The sequence below is a fragment of the Pseudoalteromonas rubra genome, from assembly GCF_004212645.1.
GTDB lineage: Bacteria > Pseudomonadota > Gammaproteobacteria > Enterobacterales > Alteromonadaceae > Pseudoalteromonas > Pseudoalteromonas rubra_G.
In genome coordinates, this window is the sequence record NZ_PPUZ01000003.1 from 70,595 (window position 1) to 97,547 (window position 26,953).

The following is a 26,953-nucleotide window of genomic DNA, read 5'->3' on the forward strand; positions in this document are numbered from 1 at the left end:
TGACCCTCACTTAGTCCACGGCATATCCGGTCGTTTTCATGTCCGACACGGTTTTTTTCAGGTGCGCACCTTCTTGCACTTCATAGATGGAACCAAACTCACGCTCGGCAATTGGCAGCCAGTGGCGACCTTCATCAACACGCGCTACTCGCGATTTTTCTCCGCGCAGCATAATGGCACCCGCTTCGTTGTGTGCCGCATGAGGACCAAAGTAAATGGGGAACGCATCGCCAGCACGATAAGCAGGCAGGAAAGTGCGTCGTGGTTTATCCGAAGTGTTCTGAGCAGACGCATGCTTGGTCAGACAATGCAGGAAAATCGCACCGCCGGCTGGCACTTCCAGGCTCACCGCCTGTGCTTCATCAATATCTTGTAATTTGCCCCGGAAGTAATCGCCAATGTAGTGGCTATCCAAACCATGTTTGTGAGAACCCGGGATCACTTTCAGGCAGCCATTTTCCTGTTGCATACCATCCAGTGCTATCAATACCGTCAACAAGTCTGAGTTCGTATGCGGGTAGTAAGCAAAGTCCTGGTGCCATTCAACAACGCTCCCGACTTTTGGCCCCTTCATATTCATTTTGCTGTAGTGGAACTGCACGCGCTGACCAATCAGACAGGCAATCTTATCCACCAAGTCTTCGTTGCTGGCAATTTGCCAAAAGGTGTCGTGCTTTTTAGTGGGTGACCAGATACGTCGAATGGTGTTGCCATCGGTCGGCTCCAGCTCAAAATTTTGCTGTGCCCCTTCACCTTGCGTCAGCTCTTCAATTGCTTTTAATGCATTGGCAATTTCTGTTTGATCAAGAATGTTCTCCACCACCAGATAGCCATTGTCGTGATAAAATTTTACTTGTTCTGCTGTTAACATTTTGCTTTTCACTCTTAGTTAATAGGTTGAGCGGATCAAGCCACCATCCACTCTGATGCAACTGCCTGTAATGTAGGCTGCCCCCTGACTACACAAAAACGCAGCCGTTGCACTGAACTCTGTGACGCTGCCATAGCGGCGAGCAGGGATCGTGGCCGTACTTTGTGCGACGATCTGTGCCTGTGACACACCGGTTCGGGCGGCCCGGGCCTGATCAATTTCATTCACTCGCTCGGTCTGAATACGCCCAGGCAGCAGGGTATTGACGGTGATCCCTGAGGCTGCGACCTCATCAGAAAAGGTTTTATTCCAGGCGATCAGTGCCGATCTCAGCGTATTCGATATCGCCAGATCTTTGATCGGCTGACACACACCGGATGATCCCACGGTCAGGATCCTGCCCCATTTGCGGGCCGCCATCGGCTGTGCAAGTTGGCGGCTAATCTCGATAAAAAACCCCACCATGCCCTGAAACTGCGACTGATACTGCTCAGCATCAGAGTCTGATGCACTGCCAATCTGAGGACCTCCCGAAATGTTGACCAATATGTCAATATCCCAGTTTTGCTGCGTCAGCTGAGCCAATAAGTGAGCAACCGGCTGGGCATACACATCCATAGCCAGCCACTCAACCTGCACACCAAATTCACGGCTCAGTTGCGCCGCGTTGCTGGCCAGCGCCTCTGCATTGCGGGCCACCAGAAACACGTTGACCCCTTCGGCCGCTAACGCCTGTGCGATGCCTTGTCCAATTCCTCTGCTGGCGCCAAAAACCAACGCCGACTTACCTGCGATCCCCAGATCCATGTGACTTCCCGTTATGCTTGCTTAAGTAAGTCGCTGTTACCGTCTTCAGTTTCTGTAAACTGAACACCCATTGCTGAAAACTCTTTGAAGAAATCCGGGAATGAGCAAATGACATCCGCATAACCTTCGAGTAAACAGGCGCGCTCACAACGCAAAGAGGCGATGAACAGAGACATAAAGATACGGTGGTCACCCCAGCTGGATAGCTCTAAGCCCCCCTGGTAGCTTGCCTTACCGTGAATTTCGAAACCGTCGTATACGCCGTCTTTGAACAGAGGTGTGATATCGACTCCCAGCTTTTGCAGCTCGCTAACCATCGCCTTGATACGCGGTGATTTGTGTAAGCGTGTAATTGAGCCGCCCACGACGCGGAAGGTCCCCTCAACAAACGCACCAATGGCGGCCAGGGTCGGTACAATATTGGGGTAATCACTGGCATCAAACTCAAACTCGCCCGCCAGGTGTGTCTGATTATTGATCAAGGTCAGTTCATCATTGGCATCGTCAAACTGCACTTCGACACCCAGTGCTTTCACCACGTCGATAATGGCTTTTTCACCCTGCAAGCTCTGGCTATTCATGTTCTTCAGAACACGCTTACCCTGGAACAGAGCCGCCGCGCCTATGATGTAAGAAGAAGACGTGTAGTCGCCGCTGATCTGATAGTCGGCACTCTGGTACTGACCCGGATGGACCACAATAGAAGTAAAGTCATCGGCAACATCAATACGGATGCCCGCCTTTTCCATCGCTTCAATAGTTTGACGGATATAAGAAATAGACAGGATCTCTCCTTCTATTACAATTTCAGTTGGCTCTGGTGCCATGGGTGCTGCAAACATCACCGCTGTAATAAACTGCGAGCTGACATTGCCAGGTATGACACAGCGACCGCCTTTAAAACCGCCACCCCAGTTTACAACCGGCGCTTTGCCTTCATCAGCCACACAGCTGATATTGGCGCCCAGCTGCGCCAGTGCGTCAAACAGCGGTGCCATCACCCGACCACGTAAAATCGCATCGCCGGTCAGAACTTCCGGCGTATCGCCGAATGACGTAATGGCGGTAAACACGCGAAATACCAATCCCGAGCCCAGTGCATCGATCACCCGTTTGTTACCGGCAAAGTTGCTGCCAACCCCCTGAATCTCAAGGTAGCCATCTTTCTCTTCAATAATGGCGCCAATGGTTCGGCAGGCTTCTTTCATGGTCGTTGTTTCTAAGCAGCGTAAGTCGTTGCGCACAACAGACTTACCCTCAGCTAACGTGGCGGCCAAAATGGCACGCTGAGTTTCTGGTTTTGAGGAAGGGATGGTGGCTACATCGCCCAAGGTAGCCGTCGGTTTAACTTGAAGTAACATAATTTTTTCCAAATATAGTTTTATTAATTAAATGGTTATGAAAAGAGACTCGGCTAAGCAACTGCACTGCAGGTCGCGGCCTGCTGATGTTGTTCGAGTGCATCCACGAGCTTGCCGGCACCAAACAAAATGACGTCGGTGGTGGGCAGCCCTGTGGCTTGTTCAATGTGTGCCAGATAATGCGCAGCGTCGCTTTCGCTCATGCCGTCACAGTTCACGCTGATTGCAACAACGGTTGCTTTACGCAGGTAAGAAGCCAGCTGCTCGTAAATGGTAATGAGTTCTTTGAGTGATCGAACTTGGTTGTCTGCCCAGTCTTTATGGTGCTCAAGCTGCGCCTGATGACACAAAATCAGGGCTTCTGGCATCGCGCCATGCAGCAAGCCCAGGGTGACTCCACTATAAGCCGGGTGAGAAATAGCGCCCTGTCCTTCAACCACAACCCATGGCGCGACTTCACACGCTTCCAGCACCAATTGTTCAGCAGCGCCGGCAATAAAGTCTGCAGGTACCGCATCAACAGCAATGCCCTGGCCACTGATGTAAATACCGCTTTGGCCCGTGGCCGCCATGGTTGCAGACTGACCGCGTCGCTCGCATTCAGCCACAACTTCGATGCTGGTTGTTTTTTTACCAACCCGGCAGTCACTGCCCACCGTATGAATAATAAAGTTCGGCTGGGCCAGGACCCGATTATGACTGGTGCGCAAATCAGTCGGAGGCTCTTTGGTATCCCAAATCTGGCAACCATGACGTTCAGCTAGCTGTGCAAACTCCGGATCATGTGACAACCGGAAATGCAGACCTGCGACAATGTCCATGCCCAACTCGAGCGCCTGCTTTATGGTGGCGCGCCACTGTGCCGGCAATGCGTTGTTGAATAGGCCAACGCCCACCATAAACACTTCCGGACGATATTGCCGGGCTTCATCCAGGCTCGCCACAATTGGAATACCCGCACCATATCCAAGGATTTCATGGACATCGGACCCTGCCTGAGTACTGTCTATCACAGCAATACAGTCGTCACTGCAATAACGCAAATATGATGTTGCGACTTTGCTTGACGTGGGACCAAACTTCCCTTCGCAAAATACGACGACTCGCCTACCTTTTAGTTTCACTTTCCTCTACCCCTAGTCGTTAAAACATTAACTCAGCGAGATGCAGCAAAAAGGCCTCCTTGCTCAGGGCCTATTTGATGTCATTAACGCTGTCACTTTGTTGAACTGTATGAGAGTCAAAACAACTGAAGGTGAAGATTAGTTGCCATCTCAGTCGTACAGACCCGTTCAATCTCTGAGCGAAACTATAAGGCGACAGGTACCACTTTTGGGTTGTTTAATTATTGTTTTTTTATTGTTTAACATGTTAATGTTGACGTGAATATTGAAAAACCGTTGTTTAAAGATGGGATCATGGTGCACTTACACAAACTGGCGATAGAAGACACAGATGAGCTCATCAGCATTAACGGCCGGATTTATAACTCCTCGACAAATCAACTCACTACCAGGGACAACAAGCAAGTTCAGCTCAAGCCCATTCAGGCTGCATTGCTGAAGCTGTTCATAAAACACCGGGGAAAATTACTCAGCCGTGACGAAATCATTCAGGAAGTGTGGAAGAACAAAATTGTTGAAGATGCAACGGTAAACTCAACACTATCACGGCTCAGAAATGTGTTGGGCTGTAAGGGAGATGTGATAAAAACGCATCATAAGATAGGTTATTGCTTGATTGGCTCTGTAGAGCCATTAGAACATAATATATTCAGCGAACGTATTACCGAAACGGCCTTGTCACTCGACCCTGACAGTCCAGTGACAGAACCCCCTACCTCTAAATCGCCGTCGAAGCTCTTCAATCTGAGTGTTTTGACACTGGTTAGTTCATTGATATTATTGATTATTTATTTCTTACAAGCGTCTATTCTCGACAACACCACACGGCCCCCTTCTAATCCAACCCTGACACCATTGACTCATACTCAGGGTATCGAGTTTTTCCCCAGCCTTTCAGCCGATAAGAACTGGCTTGCTTATACCCATAAAGCGGATCAGCACAGTCCCTTTGAGCTGCTCATCCAAAATGCCAAAACATATGAAACGACCGTGATTCAGGACGCGCCTCATATGAGCTCACCATTTTGGGCAGCAGATAATCAAACACTTTATTATCAGACGTTTGACAATAACCGCTGTGAGATAAAAAAAATCACCCCCGCACAAATCCCGGCGCAGTCGACAATCAGCACTGTGACAGTGTGTGGTGGGCAACTGAGTATTTCACCGATCGCCATTTCTTCAGATAATACCTGGTTGTATTTCTCGTATAAGGCCAGCAAAAGCATGCCTTTTATTGTCAAACGGAAAAACTTGATCACCCTTGAAGAGCAACAGCTAACTTTCCCATCACAAAAATCTTACGGTGACTACAGCATCAGCTTAAGCAGAGATAACAACAAGTTAGCATTTATTCGCTCTATTGCTGATTCACTAAAAGAACTTTATGTTTTGGATATTGAACAAAATATCACGTCACGCATTGCACAGTATCGACATGTGATATACACCACGTCCTGGAGCCCGAATGATAATGAAATCGTTTTTGTCGACAGCAACGACAACCTCGCAGCCATTGATGTCAGGACCAGGGAAACGCGCGTACTGTTTAGCTCAGAGCACCACATTCAGACACCGATTTCAGTTGATACATCCACTTTGCTGGCAAGTGTCGGGGAGTTTAAAACCAACAATGTTCAGGCCTGGTCTTTAACTCAGCCGGATGAACCTCCGACACCGCTGATCCAGTCAAGCTTCAACGATCGCGGTGCAGTCATGTTTAAAGACACTGACACAACTAAGATTGCATTTATTTCCAATCGTTCAGGCAACAATCAACTCTGGCTGTATGATGGGCAGGCCTATGAACAGCTCACCCATTTCGCCGCTGGTCATACTCTGAACAATCTCCAGTTTTCCCACGACGGACAGCTGATTAGCTTTTTAGACAATAATCAACTGGCCATTTTGTCTCTAGCAGCGAAGGAGATTAATCACTTTGGTAAGCTTGGGGATAATTTCCGTAACCCAATCTGGATGTGCGGCAGCAGCCGATATTTGCTAACGACCAGGTTAGTCAATAACAGCTGGATGCTACATAAGATAGATGCAAAACTGACAGCTGTTGAAACATTACTCCCCGAAGTTGACAGCGTTAAAGGCGATTGCATGACAGGGCACTACTACATTAGTAAGGTGCATGAAGATGGGATATTTAAGTTGGCGAATGACTTTAGCAAGGTCATGTCTGGCCCGCTTCTGCCACACACCCACTTTCTCGATGCAGATGAATGGCATCTGGAAGACGGAGCCGTGTTTTTCATTTCACAAGAACAATTACTACACACCAAACTGAGCAACCCCGGCGAAGCCAAAGCGTTGTCATCGCATTTACAGGGAATAAAACAATTTTCCAAGCTTGGCGACACGATTTTGCTAAACCATACCAGCGTGTCTGGCAGTTACATCGCCCACATCCAGCTGTAGATACCTTTTATCAAGTTGACCGTATCTCCCAATTGGCTTAAAAGAGCGCCCTTGTTGCTTCCTGCGCGCTTTGCATCATCACTCAACATTGCCAGAAGCTATTCCTTTTGGATCACAAGCTATGCAAGCTAATGAATTATATAGATATAAAAGCACGCTAAATACAACAACGTAAGTTCAACATTTTTACAATGATATTTGCCTAAATAAACTGAATGATAGTGACCGAGAAACGAGCCTGGGTGTTACCAGACTTATCAGCTTGATAATGAAAACAGCATCTTGGTTGAAATTGCCTCAGCGTCGTGATTGAGGTGATATACAAACGATACGACTACGGCAGGTTTAGCATCATTCGGCAGTTGGCTTGGCATGCTTTAATAAAAACAATCAGTACCATATATCATTAGAAAATTTGGGGCTTAATTTTATGAAAAACACACTACGTCTATTAACCGTTACAGCTGTGATGTTCCTGACCACCTCTGAGTGGCATACGCAACCTGATACTGACGCGCATTTCAATCAAACTGCCGATGGAAACGTGGTCTTTTGTACCCCCTACCCATATTGCAAAGACCGTTACGCTGCGCAAATTTAAAGATAAAAAAGCCCTGCTTCAGCAGGGCTTAATAACGCACTTCTCTACGGCAGGTTCCCCTGCGCATTCAATCGTTTAGAACGGAATATCATCATCAAAGTCGATGGGCGGCTCCATCGGGTTGCTGGCGCTGCCGCTTGCATTGCCACCGGTGTTACCACCTGCACCGCCTTGCTGAGGCGCGAAGCCGCCTTGTGCAGGCGCGCTATGCTGTGGTTGCTGGCCCATTGACTGACCACCAAAACCACCGCCTTGTTGCTGGTTTTGCTGAGGCTGTTGTGCTTGCTGAGGCGCAAAGCCGCCCTGCTGCTGTTGCCCGTACTGAGACTGGCCACCCTGATTGCCGTAGTTAGACTGGTTGGACTGGCCATAGTTTTGACCACCCTGCTGACCACCCTGATACTGGCCGCCACCTTGTTCACCACGACCGCCCAGCATTTGCATCTGGCCACCCATGTCTACAACGATCTCTGTGGTATAGCGTTCCTGTCCACCTTGATCTGTCCACTTACGTGTCTGCAAGCGACCCTCGATATAGACTTGTGATCCTTTACGCAGGTACTCGCCTGCGACTTCTGCCAGCTTACCGAATAGCACAACACGATGCCATTCAGTGCGCTCCTGCAACTGACCTGTGTTTTTATCTTTCCAACTGTCGGTCGTTGCAATACTGATGTTCGCTACGCCGTTTCCGTTAGGCATATAACGTACTTCAGGATCTTGGCCTAAATTACCAACCAAAATAACTTTGTTTACACCGCGTGCCATGGCACCCTCTCCTCACACTATTGCAAGCTAGCGCAAGCCCAGGGCTTGCTTTGCTTGGTTTAAATCAAATTCTTTATCGTTTACTTTCAAGTAGGTACGATTTTCTTCACTGACAACGGTCGCTTCGATCACCCCGGGTAATGCGACCAGTTGATCGGCCAATTCATCGGCTTTTTCTGGCTCATCAACCTCAGTCACAAAACTGAGGGTTTTGCTTCGCACCGGGATTTGCATACGCCACGCAATAAATAGCCATATTACCCCAATTGCCGCAGCCGCAGCAAACACAGTTTGAGGATTAAAATGCTGGGCCAGGTAGCCGCCCATAACACCGCCGGCAAATGCGCCAAAAAACTGTGAAGAGGAAAACACCCCCATCGCCGAGCCCTTTTGGGTAGCGGGTGCGATGCGCGATACCAAAGCGGGCATCGTGGCTTCCAAAAAATTAAACGCAATGAAATAGACGGTCATCGCCACCGCGATGCCGACCAGCGAATTTGCCGCCGGGATCAAAGCCAGGGTGCTCAGCACCAACAGGGCAATCGACGCCAGAAATACCTGCTTCTCTTTTTGTTTGCGAATGGCCACTATCATCAGTGGTGCCATCAGTACAAACGCGAGCAATAAGACGGGAATATACAACTGCCAGTGGTCCTGTGCTGCCAGACCATCTGCAATCAACTGTCCCGGTAGCGCGACAAATAACGTCGTCAACGTTAAGTGTAGCAGCAACACGCCAAGATCCAGTCTTACCAGCTGTGGATGGCGCACCAGCTTACGAATGTCGGCCATGCTGGCAACCGTATCCCCTTTTGGTGCGCGGTTTACGGCACTCGGCACGATAAACATCACAATTCCGATCCCGAGTATCGCCAGCGCTGCCGTTAACCAGAAGATACCTGCAATGCCAAACGCCGCAGCAACCATTGGGCCCAGCAGCATGGCCACCGCAAAGCTCAGACCAATACACATGCCAATGACCGCCATCACTTTGGGTCTTTGCTCATCCCGACTCAGGTCTGAAGCCAGTGCCAACAAAGCACTGGCGATCGCCCCCATGCCCTGCAGGGCGCGCCCGGCGGTGACCCAGTAAATCGACTCAGCCAGCGCCGCAATCACAGAGCCAACAGCAAACATAATTAAACCGGCAACAATAATGGGTTTGCGACCAAATTTATCAGACAACCAGCCCATGGGAATTTGCAGCAGTGCCTGTGTCAGCCCGTAAGCACCGATCGCCAAACCAATCCACAATGGCGACACATCAGTGAGTGACTGGCCGTAAATTGCCAGCACCGGCATCAACATAAACAGCCCGAGCATTCGAAAGGCAAAGACACTTGCCAGTGAAATGGCTGCACGTTTTTCTAAAGAGTTAAGTGATTGTTTCGACATGACACTTATTTGGCTAAGACAAAAACAGGCGCTAGTCTAGCAAAAAAGTAACCCGGTGTTGACGACCAGATCGGATTTTAGTGAGAAAAACCGGGGTTTAATCTAATCCATACTTGGCGAGGATCTGCTTTAGCCGCCCTGAATGTTGCAGCCGCTCAAACGCCGCCGCCAGCTGGCGCCTATCCTTTGCCGACACCGACTGTTTGCTAAGGGCATAATAGACAGGCTCCCGATTGACCACCAGTGAGCTTATCGTGATCTGGGCAAAGTCGGGATTGTGCTGCGACTGATACAACACATTAAACTTTTCCTCTAAAAAACCGGCGATCCGCCCGTGTTTCAGTAGACTCAGTTTGCGCTGATTATCCGCCACATAAATAAAGCGCTGCGACTCGGCTTTGCTCTGTTCTCGTAGCAGCATTTCATTAAAGACATGACCGTAAAACGCCCCTTTCTGTATGGCAACGGGCACCGGAAGCGTAAACAGATCTGCCAAAGTGTGCAGCGAATAAGGACGCAGCTGATTCATCGCAAATACAATGGTTTCCATCCTTTGCGGACCAATAAAGTAGGCAAACTGCTCCCGCTCGGGTGTACGGGTGACGCTGAGCACCATATCTAGCTCACCGTCAGCCAGCATTTTCAGAGCGCGTGCCCAGGGCACATTAATAAACTGGTAGTCGCAACCGGCTTCATCGAGCAGGGCTCTGGCGAAGTCGACATCCAGACCATGCCATTTTAAGGTGCTGTCTAAACGGGATTGCGCCGCGTAGTTTTCAAACCGCACAACCAGTTCACACCCCACTACCAGTGGCGTGATCAGCGCACATATCAAAGCAAACCAGTGCAAATGTGATCCCCGGTTTCAAGGTTTATCGTAAGTTTAGCTAAGATAGCTTAATTTTACAGACAGGATAGGGTACTCTTGGAGTCTGAGAAAAACACTGTAAGTTTGTACAGCAAATAAGGCCACCATGGATAAAATAGAAGTTAGAGGTGCACGCACGCACAACCTCAAAGACATCTCTCTGACAATACCGCGCGACAAGCTCATTGTGATCACCGGTCTGTCGGGGTCGGGGAAATCATCGCTGGCATTCGATACCTTATATGCCGAAGGACAGCGCCGCTATGTCGAATCGCTCTCGGCGTATGCCAGACAATTCCTGTCACTGATGGAAAAGCCTGACGTTGATCACATTGAAGGGCTCTCGCCGGCGATTTCTATTGAGCAAAAGTCGACTTCTCACAATCCGCGCTCAACGGTCGGGACCATTACCGAGATTTATGATTATCTGCGCTTACTGTTTGCCCGTGTTGGTGAGCCGCGCTGCCCTACGCATGATCTGCCTCTCAAAGCACAAACCATCAGTCAGATGGTGGATACGGTACTGGCCCATCCCGAAGGCAGTAAGCTGATGCTGCTGGCTCCGGTGGTGAAAAACCGCAAAGGGGAGCACGTTAAGCTTCTGGAACAGCTCGCCAGCCAGGGGTTTATTCGCGCTCGTATTGATGGTGAGGTATGCGATTTATCCGATCCGCCCACGCTGGAATTACACAAAAAGCACACGATTGAAGTGGTCGTTGATCGGTTTAAAGTGAAAGAAGGTTTGGAGCAAAGACTGGCCGAGTCTTTTGAAACCGCGCTGGAACTGGCCGATGGTATCGCTGTGGTGGCCGCCATGGACGACAGTTTAGACGAAGAACTGGTGTTCTCTGCCAACTTTGCCTGCCCAACCTGTGGCTATGCCATGACTGAACTGGAACCTCGGCTGTTCTCTTTCAACAACCCCGCCGGCGCCTGTCAGAGTTGTGACGGTCTGGGCGTACGGCAGTTCTTTGACCCCAGCCGGGTGGTGCAAAATCCGGAGCTGAGTCTGTCCGGTGGCGCTATTAAGGGCTGGGACAAACGGAGTTTTTATTATTATCAGATGCTCAGCTCGGTGGCCGAGCATTATGACTTTGATTTAGAAGTACCGTTTAAAGACCTGCCAGGCGATGCGCAAAAGGTGGTCCTGGAAGGCTCGGGGCGCACCAAAATAGCCTTCAATTATCGCAATGATCGCGGCGATCTGATCACCCGTAATCATGAATTCGAAGGCGTACTGAACAACATGAACCGCCGCTATCGTGAAACCGAGTCGGCCTCAGTCCGCGAAGAGCTGGCTAAGTACCAGACCAGCCAGGCCTGTCCAAAATGTGCAGGTTCGAGGCTCAGAGAAGAAGCCCGCCATGTATTCATTGGTGCCACTAATTTGCCTGCCGTCACTACTATGAGTATCGGCGAAGCCTGTGACTTTTTCGGTGCGCTAACGCTTAGTGGTCAAAAGGCCAAGATCGCAGAAAAAGTACTGAAAGAGATCCGCGATCGTCTGTCCTTTTTGATCAATGTTGGCCTAAATTATCTGTCGCTGGAACGCAGTGCCGATACCCTTTCCGGTGGTGAAGCGCAACGGATCCGACTAGCCAGCCAGATTGGTGCCGGCCTGGTTGGGGTGATGTATGTGCTGGACGAGCCTTCCATTGGTCTGCATCAAAGAGACAATGATCGCCTGCTCAGCACCTTAACGCATCTGCGCGATCTCGGTAATACCGTGATTGTGGTTGAACATGATGAAGATGCCATCCGCGCCGCGGACCACATTATTGATATTGGCCCGGGTGCCGGCGTGCATGGTGGTTATGTGGTCGCTGAAGGCAGCCGCGAAGATATTATGGCTAACTCGGAGTCACTGACCGGTCAGTACCTCAGTGGCAAACAAGCCATTGCCATCCCAGCACAACGCCATCAGCCGGGTGAACACTGGCTGGCTTTACATGGCGCAAGCGGAAACAACCTTAAAAATGTCAACCTGAAGATCCCGTTTGGCCTGATGACCTGTGTCACCGGCGTGTCTGGCTCTGGTAAGTCAACCCTGATCAACGACACCCTGTTCAAGCTGGCACACCGAGAGCTGAACGGGGCAACCGTTGCTGAGCCTTCCCCTTATCAATCCATTGAAGGCCTGGAGCACTTCGACAAAGTGATCGACATAGATCAAAGCCCGATCGGTCGCACGCCGCGCTCAAATCCGGCTACCTATACCGGGATCTTTACGGCGATCCGGGAATTGTTCGCTGGTACTCAGGAAGCCCGTTCGCGGGGTTATAAAGTTGGTCGCTTTAGTTTCAATGTCAAAGGCGGTCGCTGTGAAGCCTGTCAGGGCGACGGAGTGATCAAGGTCGAAATGCACTTCCTGCCTGATGTCTATGTGCCCTGTGATGTGTGTACCGGTAAGCGCTATAACCGGGAAACCTTAGAAGTCCTGTACAAAGGCAAAAACATCCACGAAGTATTGGAAATGACCGTAGAAGATGCCCGCGAGTTCTTTGATAAGATCCCGGCCATTAAACGCAAACTCCAAACCCTGATGGACGTGGGCCTGTCGTACATTCGACTGGGCCAGGCAGCGACAACCTTGTCAGGGGGTGAGGCGCAACGGGTCAAACTTGCCCGCGAGCTATCCAAACGAGACACAGGAAAAACCCTGTACATTCTGGATGAGCCCACCACAGGTCTGCACTTCCATGATATTCAGCAGCTTCTTGTAGTGCTGCACCGCTTGCGTGACCATGGCAATACGGTGGTGGTCATAGAGCATAACCTGGATGTCATCAAAACCGCTGACTGGATAGTCGATCTGGGTCCGGAAGGCGGCGCTGGCGGAGGCCAGATCCTGATAGCAGGCACGCCGGAAGAGGTTGCTGACTGTGCAGCGTCTCACACTGGCCGATACCTCAAGCCTATGCTATAACGGAGCAAGCAAAAAGGGGGAGCCACTCCCCCCACTCTGTAAAAAGTCAGGGAACGGAATAATAATAATGAAACTGACAATACCCGGGGCGATGCAAAGCGCATTAGCTCCCCTCGTCGTGGTGCAAAAAAAATGGCTGGCATTTTGGCAGGTACTCAATGTCGCACAGCGCTGTTATTGCTCGGCGACCATACTCTGCGTGCTTGGCATTTTTAATGAGGCACCTGAAGACAGTCCGCTCTATCTGGGCGCATCGCTGCTGGCACTGATAGCCATGACCCGGGAATTCTGGCCCAGGTTTATTCATCTCTGGGAAAGCCTACCCGGCAAGGCCGTGATCCTATTGTTTTATGCATTTATTGCCAACTATGCGCTGGCCCAGGCGGCTGGCATGGTCAATGACATCACCGGGGTTAATGCCGATCACCTGCCCTATTCCCATAACTTTAGCATGTTGCTGTCCGTGCCGACCTGGTTTGTCACTACCAGCATTTTGTTACTGATAGTGCTGCAGCTCATCCAGCCTGTTTATTTGTTTGTACTGATGCTGTTAAGGCCCTTTGGCTTGCACAAATGGTGGCACAGCCCGGATTACCAGTACCCTGTCACCACGGGCTTGGTGCGCTTTTTCTTCGGCTTGTTTTTGCTCTATCAAATGGCGGTGTTTATATCCTCAACCGGTATGTCACGAGGCGTGAATAGCTTTTTACAGCATATCTTCGAAGGCTTCACCGGTCAGTCAATTAAGGTCAATGTTGCGGTACCAGAAGAATCTCAGAATGTCATCGCGCGCGCGAATGTTGACGCCATTGCAGGTTCAGGGCTTGATGATGTGACACAAGCAAAACTGGCAGAAAAACAAGCTGAGCTTGATGAAATTAAGGTGCAGCTATCCACATTTGAAAAAAATGCCGACAACTACGAGCGACACCTGCAAAACGTACTCACTTATTTCATCTATGAGTATGAATCGGACAGTCGCTCGCGTTGTGAAATAACGCCGGGTACCCGGATCATCGAGTTAAATGACTACGAACTGTTAGAGATCACTAAGATTGATGGCGAGCCGACCCGCTACGAGTTTGTTGTTAAACCCTGTATTTCGGCGGCTATTGGACATCAGTTTCGTACCAAGTAAAGCGCCAACGTTATAATGCATACTGTGCGAGTGCCGCTTTTTCCTCGTCACTCAGTGGCTGTGCGGCTTTACCCGCAAAGTCATATCGCACCATCACAGTACGGCCTTCAGCGCAGCATTCACCGTGCTGCCAGGCCTGCTGTAAGATCACAAAGGAGCTGTTACCAATTTTTTCAATGGCGGTTTTCACTTCAACCGCTTGCCCATAAAACAGCTCACCTTTAAAGGTCACCTCCACTTTGGCCACAATCAGCTTCCATTGATGTGGATTAAGATCCGGTGTAAAAATTTTGAAAATAGGCGTGCGCGCCGCTTCAAACCACACTGGGAGTGCGGTATTGTTGATGTGTCCGAGGACATCCGTTTCACTGAAACGCGGCATAAGAGTTTCTGACAACATAATAATTCTAACCAATTTTGGATATCAACATGACTGATTTTATTCGCATTTATGAAAATGCACTGAGTCCTGAGTTTTGCCAGCAGTTTATTCAGACCTTTGATAACAGCCCTCACCTGGCTCAGGGGACCACCTCAGGTGGTATCGACCTCAGTAAGAAAGTCAGTCAGGATTTGTATTTAAATCAATACCCGGATTATGCGCAGCAATTAACACACATTCAACAAACCACGTCAAAATACCTGTTCGATTATATTGAAGAGCACTTTTTTATGATGATTGGGGCCTTCGGACTGAGTGTCTATCACCCCAAAACCGGTAAGCCCGTTAACTTAACCGTTGATAACTTTGAAGAAGTGGGTAAACCTCAGTTACCGATTTTAACTCAGCAATTGTTCCGTTTAGGCTCTATTCAGGCGCAGCGCTATCCAACCAATGAAGGCGGATACCCGTACTGGCACAGTGAAGTTTACCCGCAATTGCAGCACAACGAAGCACTGCACCGGGTACTGTTGTTTATGTTTTATCTCAACGATGTCGAGGAAGGCGGGGAAACTGAGTTTCATTATCAGGATAAACGTATCAAGCCAAAACAAGGCTCTATGGTTATTGCACCGGCCTACTTTACACACACGCATCGGGGCAACATGCCTCGCTCTAATGACAAGTATATCCTCACATCCTGGGTGTTATTCAATCGGGCAGAGCAATTGTATGGTGCCCCGCCTCAGCAAGCCACCAGCTAACGACGACGGCGAATAAAATCTTGCCAGTCGAGCAACAGGGCTTCGAAATCCTCGAAGCCGCAACCTGCGCTCAGGCCATGCTCTTCCAGGGCAAGCGCATCATCGCTGTAAGCCGACAGCGCATCCGCTTGCTCATGGTATAAGTCGTGGGCTTCAAACAGGGCTTCCTGGTGTGACACAATCAGGCGCACCTCGCGTCCTTCCAGACAAAACTCATCCCGGGTTGCTTTGATCTCCTTCAGCCGTGCCAGTAATCCCGGCAATGCCGCATGCTCAAGTTCATCGTTCAACCAACGCCCCACCAGCTCATGTTCAGCTGACATTTTGACGCGAAATCCGCTGATAGGATCGCGAATAAACTGATACTCCATAGTCACTTCAAGCTCATTTAATACAACCCTGTAAGTATACCTGAACCACACGCCGCTGCATTGTTAAGTAGAGATAAACCCGTATAATAGTCCAGTGCATTGCCAGAGCCCCCGTCTTAACCAACGAGTAAGCCGTGACTTTCATTGATATTCTGTTTCCACTGATTTTCGTCGTCACCTGTGGCTTTGTGGCTGCGCGGATCCGTTTTATCTCTGGCGCACAGCTGGACGGGATCCGGATCTACATTTTTAATCTCGCCATTCCCGTACTGCTTTTTTTAAGTATGTTTCGTGCCGATCTGTCGCAAGTAGCATCAGCCTCTCTGCTGCTGGCCTTTTATCTGCCGGTAGTGGTGCTGTACCTGCTGGTACTCGTCTTACTGCGGGCTCGCTTTAATCTCACCATGAGCGATGCGGCGCTGAGCGCACTGAATAGCACTTACTCAAATACCGTGGTGGTGGGTCTGCCAGTCATTCTGGCCGCGCTCGGCGAGCAAGCTGCGGCCATGGTGTTTATGATCATTCCGCTACACAGTGCCGTGTTGTTTTCACTGACCTTTATACTAGCCCGAAGAGCAAATGGCGGAGTTGAATGGCTCAAACCACTGTTTCTGAACCCGGTTGTACTCAGCATCAGCCTCGGACTCATTGCCAATCTGATGTCTCTGAGCCTGCCGGCACTATTGTTATCGGGTATGGAGTGGTTTGCCCAGCCCGCGATTGCGGGGGCGCTGTTTGTATTGGGTGCCAGTCTGGTTCAGTACGGATTTCGGCCGGTGTGGTATCCGGCACTGATGCTCAGCATCGTCAAACTACTGATCCTGCCTTTATGTGTTTACCTGACAGCAACCCTGCTCGCGCTTGAGCCGCTGCAACGCCAGGTCGTCACCCTGATGAGTGCAGCGCCATTGGGGGTTAATGCTTATCTGGTCGCACGCCAGCTAGGCGTGCAACAGGCTATCAGCGCGGGCAGCGTAGTATTATCCACACTGCTGAGTGTCGTCTCGCTGAGCCTGTGGCTGGCTATTCTATCAATCTGATGAGCGATATTTGGCCGCATCAATGATAGACCACAAGTGCACGAGCGCCGCCAGCACCCCAGGCACTACCAACCACCAAAGTGCATATCCGCCAACACAGATGACCGCAAAGATAAGTGCGGCAAGTAAACGTCCCTGCACTAATTGGCCTAAGCCCGGAAAAAAGACATTACATATCGCGGCAATTACATTGCCCCCTGAACCCTGTCCTGCCATAAAGACCTCTCTTAGTTAATTTGCTACTGCGCATATAGCTAGTGACGCGCAGTCAATTCAATCGTATGATTTATCTGTTACATGTTTTGTGCCAAAATTATAAACACTTAAAAATCAATAAAATATAAAAAACACGCGGCTCTCTCAGCGGTTAACATAGCTTAATTGACTAACTTTTAGTGAATTAAGTCACTAAGCAGGAAGCTGATTGTCGCGCGCATTCAATGGGAACTTGTCATGCTAAACCGTATCACACAGCCACTCAGTCGACTGGTCGAGCGCTATTTACCCGACCCTTATGTGTTTGTCTGTCTGCTGACCCTGCTGGTACTCGCGCTCGCCAGCGTATTTACACCGACCTCACCACTCGAGGCTATCACCATTTGGGGACACGGGTTCTGGAACCTGCTGCAATTTGCCATGCAGATGCTATTAATCTTAGTCTGTGGCTATATGTTAGCCAGTACACGCCCCTGTATTATGGCGCTGAATAAACTGGCAACCCTGGCGCGCACTCCCGCTCAGGCGATCATACTGGTCACCCTGGTTGCAATGCTGGCCAGCTGGTTGAACTGGGGATTTGGCCTGGTGGTGGGCGCTTTATTTGCCAAAGCCCTCGCTCGCCAGATTGCGGTGGATTACCGCCTCCTGGTTGCCAGTGCGTATTCGGGTTTTATTGTCTGGCATGGTGGCTTGGCCGGGTCAGTCCCCCTGACTATAGCCACCGCGGGACATTTTGCTGAAGCTCAGATAGGCGTTCTGAGCACCAGTCAGACCTTGTTTGCCCCTTTTAACCTGCTTATTTTGGGCGCGCTGCTGGTGATCATGCCGCTGCTCAACCGCTTTATGCTGCCACCTACCGAGTCGCAGGTCGTGGTTGATCCGGCCAAACTGGCGCACGCTGAGCCGCACTGTCGTCCTGCGGTACTAACCCCGGCAGAACGACTTGAGCACAGTGCTTTGCTTGGTATCGCCGTGGGCCTGCTCGGATGTGGCTATCTGCTTTATTATTTTGTGGCAGCCAACGGTACACTTAATCTCAATAGCGTCATCGCGCTGTTTCTGTTTTTGGCTATTCTGTTACACCGCACGCCTGCCAACGTCTTGCATAGCCTCCAGGAGGCGATCAAAGGAGGGGCTGGTATTGCTATCCAGTTTCCCTTTTATGCTGGGATCATGGCCGTGATGGTCAAAACCGGACTGGCGCAGCAGATCTCCAGCGGCTTTGTTGAGATAAGTAGCAGCACCACCTTGCCATTATGGAGCTTTCTCAGCGCCGGTCTGGTCAATATTTTTGTCCCCTCTGGCGGCGGGCAATGGGCTGTGCAAGCACCGATTGTGATCCCGGCGGCCCAAGAGCTGGGCGCCGACATTGCGCGTGTTGCGATGGCTGTGGCCTGGGGAGACGCCTGGACCAATCTTATTCAACCCTTCTGGGCACTGCCAGTGCTGGCGATTGCTGGTTTAAAAGCGAAAGACATCATGGGGTTTTGCCTGCTTCAGTTGCTCGTCAGCGGCGTTGTGATTGCACTTTTGCTGACTCTGGCTTAGACCTTAAACGTGCCGGTCAGTGTGCTGACCGGCCGAAGGCTAGTTTGATAACACCTTGATGGGTAAGCTCAGCAATACGCTATCAGCGTCTGCGAAATGCCACATAACGGCAATTAAACCCGCGCAAACACCAACATAAAGTGCCGTTGAGACAATCTGTCCATAGCGGTCCAGCGGGATCAGGTGCGCCTGATGACGGCCACGCCACTCCAGTAAAATATCTATCGTGCCTATTACCAGGAAAAACACCAGTAACATCAGACCAAAGGTATAACTGATCAGCACACCCAGCAGGATCCCCGCCAGACAAATCAGCAAGCCAACCCAGGAGCGCATGGAAAAGCTGATGCTCTTAAGTACATGACCCCCATCCAGAGGTAAAATCGGCAGCATATTAAACAGGTTGAGCAAGGCGCTTAGCACTGCCACGCCTGCGAATATCTCCAGTCCGGTGGCATAATACAAGACCACCGCCGCCACAGAGGCCAGCAAGCCAAAAGCCGGTCCCATCAGGGAAATAATGACATTCTGCCAGCGCGTTGTGAGTTTGTCTTCACTCACTGCTAAGCCACCAACAAATGGAATAAGATAAATCCCTTTGGTTTTTAATCCGAAGTAGCGCATTGCCCGGATATGGCCATATTCATGGATCACCAGACATGCCAGCAGCATGACGGCAAACTGCCAGGAAAACAGCCAGGCATACCCGGCCAGTGACGCGCCAGCCAGTGCCGCTTTAACCACATTGGCACTTTTCAGTAACTTAAAGCCCAAAGCGGCAAGCCCAAACCAGCTGCCCTTGTTATCATTGTGCGCAGCCGGCACTTCGAGCCATTGCCAGGGTTCTTCGTTTACGGCGAGGGCTAATAGCCCTTCGGGAAGCCGACTGGGGTCCAGCCGGAGCTGTTGCCCGGCGACCGTCACTGCAACCTGTTGTGCCTCTATGGGCTCATGTGCCAGCCGCTGCTGGTCCTGATAAACCTGAAGGATCTCCTGGCGGTTCACTAACACAGACACCTGATGGCCTGCTAAAGGAAATTCAATGCGGGTCATACTGACTCGTCGTTAACTATACAGTGTGCCCATTATACGCACTTTTTCTCAGCAAGTACCTAGCCTGCAATTCGTGTCTAAGGTGATTATTTTGCCCTGCCACCTCACTGTCATGTGCGTTCTACATTCCATGTACTAAACTTGAAAATAGGTTCCATACTAAGGATAGCGTTATGCAGCATCAGGCTAAACACATTCTCGTGGTTGACGACTCCCAAGCCATTCTGGTGGTGATGAAGGCCATACTGGCAGAGCTGGAAGTTGACTACGTTACCACCGTTGCCAGTGCGCCTCAGGCACTGGAGCTGGTAAGGCAAACCCCTTTGCAATATGATGCGGTTTTTACCGATCTCAATATGCCAGACATGGATGGCATGGAGCTGATCCGCAAGCTGGGAGAGCTGCGTTACCCCGGCGGGATCATTATTATTTCCGAGATGGAAGCCAGAGTCATGGACCTGGCCGCTAACCTTGCAAGGCAACATAACACCCATTTAATCGGCAACATCGCCAAGCCGGTGCAACTGAATGATGTCGACCGACTGCTGAAAAAACTTGACAGCTTTATTGGTAACGACGACACAGAAGAGCCCTGTGTCACGGAAGATCAATTGCTGTATGCCATCAGTAACAGTGAGATCACCCCTTTCTATCAGCCCAAGGTGCATCGCGGCAGTAAAAAGATCAAAAGTGTTGAGGTGCTTGCCCGAATCGTTTCTCATCAGCATGGCGAAACCCTGTTACCACATCGATTTATCGGGGTGGCCCAGGATCTGGACTTGATCAACCTGGTGACCTTCCAGCTGTTTGAGAAAGCCACAAAAGAGTTTCAAAAACTCAGGGCTGAGCTTAACTACCCGTTTAAACTCGCGTTTAACCTGTCGCCTGTGCAACTCAATGACAGCGGCTGTCCCGACAAGCTTGCACTGATCCTCGAACTCAACCGCCTGGAGCCCAAAGAAGTGATCATAGAGATCACCGAAAACCAGCCGATTGTCAGCAGCTTGCAACTGGAAACCATCAACAGGCTAAGATTACGGGGGTTCGATTTATCGCTGGATGACTTTGGTACCGGCTTTACTAACCTACAGCAACTGAAAAACCTGCCCTTTACCGAGATCAAACTGGATCGCTCCCTGATCACTTATATAGAGTCTGATCGCTTTTCTCAGGTGCTGGTCGATAGCCTGATTGATATTGCGCAAAACCAGCAAATGGATATTGTCGCCGAAGGCATTGAGCGCATCGAAGAATTACAATATCTGGAGAAATACAAGTACAGCTTGCTGATGCAGGGTTACCTGATCAGCCGGCCCAAAGCCCTGCCCGAGTTTATTCGCTGGATCCATTCATGGCAGAGAATGATCAATTCAAACCCATAAGGGGCTCCGGCGTTAGTCTCACGCTTAAGTGAGAAGCACAAAGTCTATGTTATAGTATACGTCTAATTTACCCACAATAGGCGCAAACTATGAAGTTAAGATCGGCTGCTTTGCTGCTGTTGTCTGCCCTGAGCACCTCACTCAGTGCCGCTCCAATAGACAAGCAAGATATCCAGTTTATTGGCCCACTGGGCCAGGCCAGTACAATTAAACCCAATAATACGGCACATCAACAAACCATTATTGCCAATCTGATCCCAAGTTTATCCGGTTCAGAAAAAACCGTGTCTATGCTGGGTGTTGATGCCAAATGGCAACCCCTGTCGCAGCTAAACGCACTAACCATGGGCGGACTGCAGGCACTGAAAATGGAGTTCTCGGTCAGCCGTTTCGTGCAGGGTGAACTGGTACTGGATGGCATAGAAAAGGCGCATATTTTCGTCAATGGTGAACGCCATTCTGACAAAATGACCTCAACACTGAATTTACCTACGGGCGATCACCAGATCATCATTGTTGCTGAGCAAGTAGCCGACTGGAAAAAAGTCTCAGTGGCGTTTAATGGTAAAACAGCTCATGACCACCTACTATTTACTGGCAAGTCTACCCGCGCTTTATCTGCCAAGCAGTTATTTGATGCGCCGGTGATCAGTGCGGTTTCTTACTCTCCTGATGCTGAACACTATGTCGTCACGCAAAAACACTACCAGCCAAACCGAGGTAATCAGGCGCTGACCAACACCACGCTTTACAATGAGGATGACAAGGTTATTTTCACCCTTGATGGTGTTAACGCCGGCTCGTTGGCCTGGCGCGAGGACGGGGCACAGCTGGTCTATAGTCAAGACGGCCAACTCAAAACACTGGATCTTGATAACCTTAAGTCTCGGGTTATCGCCGAAGATTTGGCAGGTGCAAGCGACTTTGCCTACTTTAATGATACCAGCCTGATATTCAGCTGGTCTAAATCCCCCTCAGCAGACAAGTCTTTGGTGAAACACTACCAGGGCCTTGAAGATCGCTGGTCATACGCACGGACCAACACACAAATCTACCTGCTGGATATCAAAACCGGCCTGATCCAGGCACTTACCGAAGGTAAGCAAAGCCACACACTCGAAGACCATGATGCCAAAAGCAACCGCATTCTGACCAGCCGCTCTGTGCAAGATTATGCCGCGCCGCCTCACATGCTTACAGAGCTGGTTGAGTTTAACCTGACACAGGGCTCACACACCGTCATTGGCCAGTATCGCACCTTCAACGAAGCAAAATATGGCGCTCAGGGCGTATATGTACTGGCAGGGCCAGAGTTTAACAATGGCCTTGGCAGAGCCGTTGACAAAGACCAGTTATCAAACAACTATGACGGTCAGTTATATTGGTTAGATAGCCAAGGCGCAAACGCTAAAGCACTGAGCAAGCAATTTAACCCTGCTATTGGCAGTATCGACGTGCTCAGTAACGGAGATGTGATTGCCAAAGTGAAAGAGGAAGACCGCCAGCCGCTGTATCTCTATGATGTGAGTAAAGATCGTTACACGCGTTTGAGCGCGGGTCTGGATGTGGTTGAGCACTTCAGCATTGCCGATAACCGTAAACCTAAACTGTTAGTGGCAGGCACCCAAGCCTCTGCACCACAGCAACTCAAGCAGGTCAATATCAGTAAAAACCGCGCTCGCACCGTGTGGGATTCAGCGCCGCTTGCTTATGCCAACAGTGAGATTGCGAAGCTCGAGGAGTTTAACTTTACCAATAATCAAGGCACTGAAATTAAGGGCCGCGTATATCTGCCTCACAACCTGGATAAATCTAAACAGTATCCGGCATTGATCTACTATTACGGTGGCACCTCACCGGTTTCAAGAGCATTCACGGGACGTTATCCGTTTAACTTGTGGGCCGCAAATGGCTATGTTGTTTATGTGTTGCAACCCACAGGTGCAACCGGATTTGGGCAAGATTTTTCAGCTCAGCATGTGAATGCCTGGGGCGAGCAAACAGCCGATGACATCATCAAAGGGACCAAAGCATTTCTGACTGAATACCCATTTGTTGACAAAGATCGCCTTGGTAACCTGGGGGCATCCTATGGGGGCTTTATGACCATGCTACTGACGACTAAAACAGACCTGTTCAGTGCGTCTATTTCTCACGCTGGTATCTCTAATATCACCTCATACTGGGGACAGGGGTGGTGGGGCTACCTATATTCAGGTGAAGCCTCAAAGCACAGCTTCCCCTGGAATAATCCTAAGCTCTATTCGCAACATAGCCCGGTATTCCATGCCGATAAGGTCACCACCCCACTGCTACTGTTGCATGGCGATGCCGATGTCAATGTCCCGGTTGGGGAAAGCCATACCATGTATACGGCGCTGAAATTGCTGGGTAAGGACGTTGAACTGATTGAAATCAAGGGTGCAGATCATCAAATATTTGCCCGTGATCGACGCTTCCAGTGGTGGGATACTATGCTCGCTTACTTTGATAAGCACTTAAAAGATCAACCACAGTGGTGGCAACACCTGTACGGCAAATAAGATCGCAGGCAGCACTTAGGTGCTGCCTTTTTTTTAAAAGGCCATTCAACTGTATGATATTTCAAAATAACCAGATTTTTATTCATTCAACAGTCTCATACTAAAGTTTTATTTGCATTGTTTTTTATTTGAAAATAATCAACTTACCCTTCTCAGCCCAGTTTTCTCAGTGCTAATATATAAGTGATTTATTGATAAAGTTACGGTGCTATGAACATTAACGTGCTTCTGGTGGAAGATGACGACTTACTGGCAAAAAGGATCGCAAACCATTTTGCTGATACTGAATTTCAGCTCACGCTGGATAACACCGGTGCACAAGCATTGCAGCTCGTTCATAATAAGATGAATGAGGGTACTCCCTTCGATATGGCTATCGTGGATGTTGTGTTACCCGCAACAGATGGTCTCAATCTGGCCAAAGAACTCAATACACTCACCGATATTGGTGTGATCATGCTCTCCAGCCGAGATACCCAAGCAGATCGGATTGCAGGCCTGGCGCAAGGTGCCGACGACTATGTCTGTAAACCCGTAGACTTGCTTGAACTGGAATTACGTATGCGGGCCCTGTATAAGCGCATAGCCGGTACTAAGGGCGAAGATGAATCCGAAGAGTTTATCGAATATGCAGACTTTAAACTGCATCCGGACAACCGCACACTCATAAACCCGCATGGCGACGAAGCCAGGCTCACAGAAGCCGAACACAAAGTACTTATCTGCCTGATTGCGAACGCAGGTAAAGCGACCTCTCGGGCGAAAATTTCGGAAGAGATCGGCCAACCAGACTGGAGTCCCAGTGACAGGACCGTTGACGTGTTGATAGGCAGACTGCGTAAAAAGCTTGGGGACGAAAAAGAGCAAAAACGCATCGTTACTGTCCGCGGCAAAGGCTACATGCTATCGACCTGACCAGGCATTATACCAATTTCACTTAATATCTATCCAATTTGAAAAAGCACATTGGTATTAGCTATAAGTCAGCTGACCCAATAGGCGCTCAAATGCCCGATAGCTCAACGCTTCTTTCAGATCTGGCACCGTGATATCCTGGCGATGAGCCAAATCAGCAATTGTTCTGGCGACTTTAATAATTCGATGATAAGAACGCGGCGACAGGTTGAGTTTCTCCGTTGCTCTGGCAAGCAATTGCGCGACTTGTGGCGTAAGCACACAATAGGTCTCTATTTCTCGGGTGGTTAACCTGGCATTCGCCTTACCTTGACGTGTTAAAGCAACCTCAAAAGCAGCTTCAACGCGGCTGCGGATCTCTTCACTGGTCACTTGCTGTCTGGAGGATTGTAATTCTTGCGTACTTAACCTCGGTAATTCGATTTGTAGATCAATCCTGTCGACAAAAGGCCCTGATATTTTACTTAAATATCTCAGTACCTGATCGGGCGAGGCCCGTTTATCTGTATGACAGCCAGTGGGACTCGGGTTCAGTGCAGCAATAAGCTGAAAGCAAGCAGGAAAATCAACCTGCTGCGCGGCGCGAGAAATAGTCACCAGGCCCGTCTCCATCGGTTCTCTCAGTGAGTCTAAAACCTTGCGTTCGTATTCGGGTAATTCATCTAAAAACAGCACGCCGTTATGTGCAAGGGAAATCTCACCAGGCCTAGGATTGGATGAGCCCCCCACCAATGCAACGGCTGAGCAGGTATGATGAGGCGCCCTAAATGGCCTGCTACGCCAGGTATCGAGACCCAGCTGCTTACCCGTCAACGAGTACACAGCAGCAGTCTGCAGCGCCTGCTCCATGCTCATCTTAGGCATAATCCCCGGCATTCGCTGCGCCAGCATGGACTTGCCTGTACCGGGAGGGCCCAGAAACAAAATATTATGACCACCGGCCGCCGCAATTTCGAGTGCCCGCTTAGCCATTGGCTGACCTTTTACATCACTCATATCCATGAACGGGGTGTTGGATATATCTGGCGGCTTAACGCTAACGCAATCAATCAAAGGTAATGATGCCTGCCCACTCAAGTCTAACCACAAGGCATGCAGCGTATTTGCTGCAATGCATTGCTGGTACTCAACCAGCTGGGCCATACCTGCGTTTTGTTCGGGAATATAGCATTTATGCTGCTCATTTTTAGCGGCCATGACCACCGGAATAATCGCAGTCACTCCCCTGATCTCGCCATTGAGCGCAAGTTCGCCATAAAATTCACACCCTTGTGTTGCCTGCTCATTAAGCTGACCCGACGCCACCAAAATACCAACGGCAATTGCCAGGTCATAACGCCCACCCTGCTTTGGCAGATCTGCCGGGGCAAGGTTCACCGTGATGCGTTGCTCGGGAAATACAAAACGGGAATTGTGCAGCGCGGAGCGCACTCGTTCCTTAGATTCTTTCACTGATGTTTCAGGCAAGCCCACGATGTTGAAGCTTGGTAGCCCATTGCTCAGGTGCACTTCTACCGTTACGACGGGAGATTTAATGCCAACCTGGGCACGTGTGAGTATTCTTGCTAATGACATTCCTTGCCCTTTGGTTAGTCTTTATAATTAAAAACATGCAATACAATATGCCAGCGCATAGCCGCCAGTCGGGCAAGCAAAGTAGTGGCCATTGCCAGCAACATGACGACTTCCGTTGCTAAATTAAAGTCGATTAACTGAGTATAAACGATCCCACCCAAAATACAGGTAATGGCGTACAGTTCTCCCTTGAGCAAGAGCGGTATTTCTCTCGCCAGTACGTCTCTGATCACGCCACCAAAACAGCCCGTCAAAACGCCCATGATCACAGCCGTCGTGTCGGGCATACCAATATTCAAGGCTTTCTGAACCCCCATTACGGCAAAGAACGCCAGCCCGAATGCGTCCGCTATTTGCAGGTATTGAGTAGGGATCTGCTTTTGTCTGTTGAGTGTCCAGATACTGACCGCAACGGCAGAGAAAATGGCAATGAAGTAACTTGAATCATGTAGCCAGAAAACGGGCACATCTAGGATCACATCTCGTATGGTCCCTCCTCCGATACCTGTAACTGTTGCGAGCACCACGACACCAAAGCCATCCATATGCTTACTATACGCAATCAAAGTGCCCGATATAGCAAATACCATGACACCCAATAAATCAAACCAGTGATAAAGTTCAGACATTGTTTTAGCGTTATTTCATTAGATGTTTGGATACTAGCTCAGTTTCGGCTAATAAAATAGTAGTGCAAAGTACAATGACAGCGAGCAACGCGAGTACATTTACTTTGCCCAAGGGTGAATTGCGACCGAAGCACCGCTTCGCAGCGCAATGAACGCAGGGTGACGAGAAACCGAAGCAACGCTTCGCAGTTCGAGGAAGTGAGCGCATGGATGCGCGAAGGGGAGATACTACATGGAAGTACTTTA

General features: G+C 49.8%; 22 protein-coding genes. 9 read left to right on the forward strand and 13 right to left on the reverse strand.

Going from position 1 to position 26,953, the window contains the following annotated elements:
• Positions 1-10: 10 nt before the first annotated feature.
• The 4 genes from C3B51_RS01685 to C3B51_RS01700 are packed head-to-tail and all read right to left on the reverse strand — an operon-like array spanning position 11 to position 4,163.
• Positions 11-871 (reverse strand): phytanoyl-CoA dioxygenase family protein, encoded by an 861-nt coding sequence (locus C3B51_RS01685; RefSeq protein WP_130243942.1) that lies wholly within the window; start codon positions 869-871, stop codon positions 11-13.
• Positions 872-889: 18 nt separating this feature from the next.
• Positions 890-1,678, reverse strand: coding sequence for an SDR family oxidoreductase (locus tag C3B51_RS01690; protein ID WP_130243943.1), 789 nt, complete (start codon positions 1,676-1,678; stop codon positions 890-892).
• Positions 1,679-1,689: 11 nt separating this feature from the next.
• Entirely contained in the window at positions 1,690-3,039 is a 1,350-nt protein-coding gene (aroA, locus tag C3B51_RS01695) for a 3-phosphoshikimate 1-carboxyvinyltransferase (RefSeq protein WP_130243944.1), read from the reverse strand.
• A 53-nt stretch (positions 3,040-3,092) separates the two neighbouring features.
• Complete coding sequence (locus tag C3B51_RS01700) at positions 3,093-4,163, reverse strand: DUF1611 domain-containing protein (protein ID WP_130243945.1); 1,071 nt, start codon at positions 4,161-4,163, stop codon at positions 3,093-3,095.
• A 258-nt stretch (positions 4,164-4,421) separates the two neighbouring features.
• Between C3B51_RS01700 and C3B51_RS01705 the strand changes: the two genes are divergently transcribed.
• Complete coding sequence (locus C3B51_RS01705) at positions 4,422-6,590, forward strand: winged helix family transcriptional regulator (RefSeq protein WP_130243946.1); 2,169 nt, start codon at positions 4,422-4,424, stop codon at positions 6,588-6,590.
• 676 nt (positions 6,591-7,266) lie between these two features.
• Here C3B51_RS01705 and ssb read toward each other — a convergent pair.
• The 3 genes from ssb to C3B51_RS01720 all read right to left on the reverse strand — a co-directional run bounded on the left by ssb (position 7,267) and on the right by C3B51_RS01720 (position 10,204).
• On the reverse strand, positions 7,267-7,959 hold the full coding sequence (gene ssb, locus C3B51_RS01710) for a single-stranded DNA-binding protein (protein WP_125716869.1): 693 nt from the start codon (positions 7,957-7,959) through the stop codon (positions 7,267-7,269).
• Positions 7,960-7,986: 27 nt separating this feature from the next.
• Entirely contained in the window at positions 7,987-9,354 is a 1,368-nt protein-coding gene (locus C3B51_RS01715) for an MFS transporter (RefSeq protein ID WP_125716870.1), read from the reverse strand.
• Between the two features lie 97 nt (positions 9,355-9,451).
• Positions 9,452-10,204, reverse strand: coding sequence for a substrate-binding periplasmic protein (locus tag C3B51_RS01720; protein WP_130243947.1), 753 nt, complete (start codon positions 10,202-10,204; stop codon positions 9,452-9,454).
• Positions 10,205-10,328: 124 nt separating this feature from the next.
• Here C3B51_RS01720 and uvrA point away from each other — a divergent pair, with 124 nt between their 5' ends.
• Positions 10,329-13,148, forward strand: a complete 2,820-nt coding sequence (uvrA, locus tag C3B51_RS01725) for an excinuclease ABC subunit UvrA (protein ID WP_130243948.1) — start codon at positions 10,329-10,331, stop codon at positions 13,146-13,148.
• A gap of 67 nt (positions 13,149-13,215) precedes the next feature.
• On the forward strand, positions 13,216-14,286 hold the full coding sequence (locus C3B51_RS01730; RefSeq protein ID WP_130243949.1) for a hypothetical protein: 1,071 nt from the start codon (positions 13,216-13,218) through the stop codon (positions 14,284-14,286).
• A gap of 10 nt (positions 14,287-14,296) precedes the next feature.
• Here the strand turns inward: C3B51_RS01730 and C3B51_RS01735 are convergent, their stop codons facing one another.
• The gene (locus C3B51_RS01735; protein ID WP_046005297.1) at positions 14,297-14,686 is read right to left on the reverse strand and encodes an acyl-CoA thioesterase; all 390 of its coding nucleotides are present in this window, start codon (positions 14,684-14,686) and stop codon (positions 14,297-14,299) included.
• Positions 14,687-14,715: 29 nt separating this feature from the next.
• Between C3B51_RS01735 and C3B51_RS01740 the strand changes: the two genes are divergently transcribed.
• A complete protein-coding gene (locus C3B51_RS01740; RefSeq protein WP_125716874.1) occupies positions 14,716-15,432 on the forward strand; it encodes a 2OG-Fe(II) oxygenase in 717 nt (238 codons plus the stop codon).
• Here C3B51_RS01740 and C3B51_RS01745 read toward each other — a convergent pair.
• A complete protein-coding gene (locus C3B51_RS01745) occupies positions 15,429-15,803 on the reverse strand; it encodes a YacL family protein (RefSeq protein WP_130243950.1) in 375 nt (124 codons plus the stop codon). The two genes, C3B51_RS01740 and C3B51_RS01745, sit on opposite strands and share 4 nt — an antisense overlap.
• Before the next feature lie 134 nt (positions 15,804-15,937).
• On the opposite strand from C3B51_RS01745, the gene C3B51_RS01750 reads away from it, so the two are divergent.
• Positions 15,938-16,843, forward strand: coding sequence for an AEC family transporter (locus C3B51_RS01750; RefSeq protein WP_130243951.1), 906 nt, complete (start codon positions 15,938-15,940; stop codon positions 16,841-16,843).
• Here C3B51_RS01750 and C3B51_RS01755 read toward each other — a convergent pair.
• Positions 16,835-17,059, reverse strand: a complete 225-nt coding sequence (locus C3B51_RS01755) for a hypothetical protein (RefSeq protein ID WP_125716877.1) — start codon at positions 17,057-17,059, stop codon at positions 16,835-16,837. The genes C3B51_RS01750 and C3B51_RS01755 overlap by 9 nt on opposite strands.
• A 237-nt stretch (positions 17,060-17,296) precedes the next feature.
• Here C3B51_RS01755 and C3B51_RS01760 point away from each other — a divergent pair, with 237 nt between their 5' ends.
• Positions 17,297-18,610: a short-chain fatty acid transporter gene (locus tag C3B51_RS01760; RefSeq protein ID WP_130243952.1), complete on the forward strand. Its 1,314-nt coding sequence runs from the start codon at positions 17,297-17,299 to the stop codon at positions 18,608-18,610.
• A 39-nt stretch (positions 18,611-18,649) separates the two neighbouring features.
• On the opposite strand, the gene C3B51_RS01765 is transcribed toward C3B51_RS01760, so the two are convergent.
• Positions 18,650-19,663, reverse strand: a complete 1,014-nt coding sequence (locus C3B51_RS01765; RefSeq protein WP_130243953.1) for a site-2 protease family protein — start codon at positions 19,661-19,663, stop codon at positions 18,650-18,652.
• Between the two features lie 173 nt (positions 19,664-19,836).
• On the opposite strand from C3B51_RS01765, the gene C3B51_RS01770 reads away from it, so the two are divergent.
• From C3B51_RS01770 to C3B51_RS01780, 3 genes are all read left to right on the forward strand, one after another.
• Entirely contained in the window at positions 19,837-21,045 is a 1,209-nt protein-coding gene (locus tag C3B51_RS01770) for an EAL domain-containing response regulator (protein WP_130243954.1), read from the forward strand.
• A gap of 89 nt (positions 21,046-21,134) precedes the next feature.
• Positions 21,135-23,588 (forward strand): alpha/beta hydrolase family protein, encoded by a 2,454-nt coding sequence (locus C3B51_RS01775; protein ID WP_130243955.1) that lies wholly within the window; start codon positions 21,135-21,137, stop codon positions 23,586-23,588.
• A gap of 210 nt (positions 23,589-23,798) precedes the next feature.
• Positions 23,799-24,503 carry a response regulator transcription factor gene (locus C3B51_RS01780; protein ID WP_125716882.1) on the forward strand — a complete coding sequence of 235 codons (705 nt, stop codon included), beginning with the start codon at positions 23,799-23,801 and terminating at the stop codon, positions 24,501-24,503.
• A gap of 57 nt (positions 24,504-24,560) precedes the next feature.
• Here the strand turns inward: C3B51_RS01780 and C3B51_RS01785 are convergent, their stop codons facing one another.
• Both C3B51_RS01785 and C3B51_RS01790 read right to left on the reverse strand, forming a co-directional pair.
• Entirely contained in the window at positions 24,561-26,078 is a 1,518-nt protein-coding gene (locus C3B51_RS01785) for a YifB family Mg chelatase-like AAA ATPase (protein WP_130243956.1), read from the reverse strand.
• Between the two features lie 14 nt (positions 26,079-26,092).
• Positions 26,093-26,707 carry a trimeric intracellular cation channel family protein gene (locus tag C3B51_RS01790; RefSeq protein ID WP_125778567.1) on the reverse strand — a complete coding sequence of 205 codons (615 nt, stop codon included), beginning with the start codon at positions 26,705-26,707 and terminating at the stop codon, positions 26,093-26,095.
• Positions 26,708-26,953: the final 246 nt, after the last annotated feature.

Excerpts from the sequence above, each read along its gene's own strand:
- C3B51_RS01685 (WP_130243942.1), bottom strand. The coding sequence starts at position 871 with ATGTTAACAGCAGAACAAGTAAAATTTTATCACGACAATGGCTATCTG.
- C3B51_RS01690 (WP_130243943.1), bottom strand. The coding sequence starts at position 1,678 with ATGGATCTGGGGATCGCAGGTAAGTCGGCGTTGGTTTTTGGCGCCAGC.
- aroA (WP_130243944.1), bottom strand. The coding sequence starts at position 3,039 with ATGTTACTTCAAGTTAAACCGACGGCTACCTTGGGCGATGTAGCCACC.
- ssb (WP_125716869.1), bottom strand. The coding sequence starts at position 7,959 with ATGGCACGCGGTGTAAACAAAGTTATTTTGGTTGGTAATTTAGGCCAA.
- C3B51_RS01715 (WP_125716870.1), bottom strand. The coding sequence starts at position 9,354 with ATGTCGAAACAATCACTTAACTCTTTAGAAAAACGTGCAGCCATTTCA.
- uvrA (WP_130243948.1), top strand. The coding sequence starts at position 10,329 with ATGGATAAAATAGAAGTTAGAGGTGCACGCACGCACAACCTCAAAGAC.
- C3B51_RS01730 (WP_130243949.1), top strand. The coding sequence starts at position 13,216 with ATGAAACTGACAATACCCGGGGCGATGCAAAGCGCATTAGCTCCCCTC.
- C3B51_RS01735 (WP_046005297.1), bottom strand. The coding sequence starts at position 14,686 with ATGTTGTCAGAAACTCTTATGCCGCGTTTCAGTGAAACGGATGTCCTC.
- C3B51_RS01740 (WP_125716874.1), top strand. The coding sequence starts at position 14,716 with ATGACTGATTTTATTCGCATTTATGAAAATGCACTGAGTCCTGAGTTT.
- C3B51_RS01745 (WP_130243950.1), bottom strand. The coding sequence starts at position 15,803 with ATGGAGTATCAGTTTATTCGCGATCCTATCAGCGGATTTCGCGTCAAA.
- C3B51_RS01755 (WP_125716877.1), bottom strand. The coding sequence starts at position 17,059 with ATGGCAGGACAGGGTTCAGGGGGCAATGTAATTGCCGCGATATGTAAT.
- C3B51_RS01760 (WP_130243952.1), top strand. The coding sequence starts at position 17,297 with ATGCTAAACCGTATCACACAGCCACTCAGTCGACTGGTCGAGCGCTAT.
- C3B51_RS01765 (WP_130243953.1), bottom strand. The coding sequence starts at position 19,663 with ATGACCCGCATTGAATTTCCTTTAGCAGGCCATCAGGTGTCTGTGTTA.
- C3B51_RS01770 (WP_130243954.1), top strand. The coding sequence starts at position 19,837 with ATGCAGCATCAGGCTAAACACATTCTCGTGGTTGACGACTCCCAAGCC.
- C3B51_RS01775 (WP_130243955.1), top strand. The coding sequence starts at position 21,135 with ATGAAGTTAAGATCGGCTGCTTTGCTGCTGTTGTCTGCCCTGAGCACC.
- C3B51_RS01780 (WP_125716882.1), top strand. The coding sequence starts at position 23,799 with ATGAACATTAACGTGCTTCTGGTGGAAGATGACGACTTACTGGCAAAA.
- C3B51_RS01785 (WP_130243956.1), bottom strand. The coding sequence starts at position 26,078 with ATGTCATTAGCAAGAATACTCACACGTGCCCAGGTTGGCATTAAATCT.
- C3B51_RS01790 (WP_125778567.1), bottom strand. The coding sequence starts at position 26,707 with ATGTCTGAACTTTATCACTGGTTTGATTTATTGGGTGTCATGGTATTT.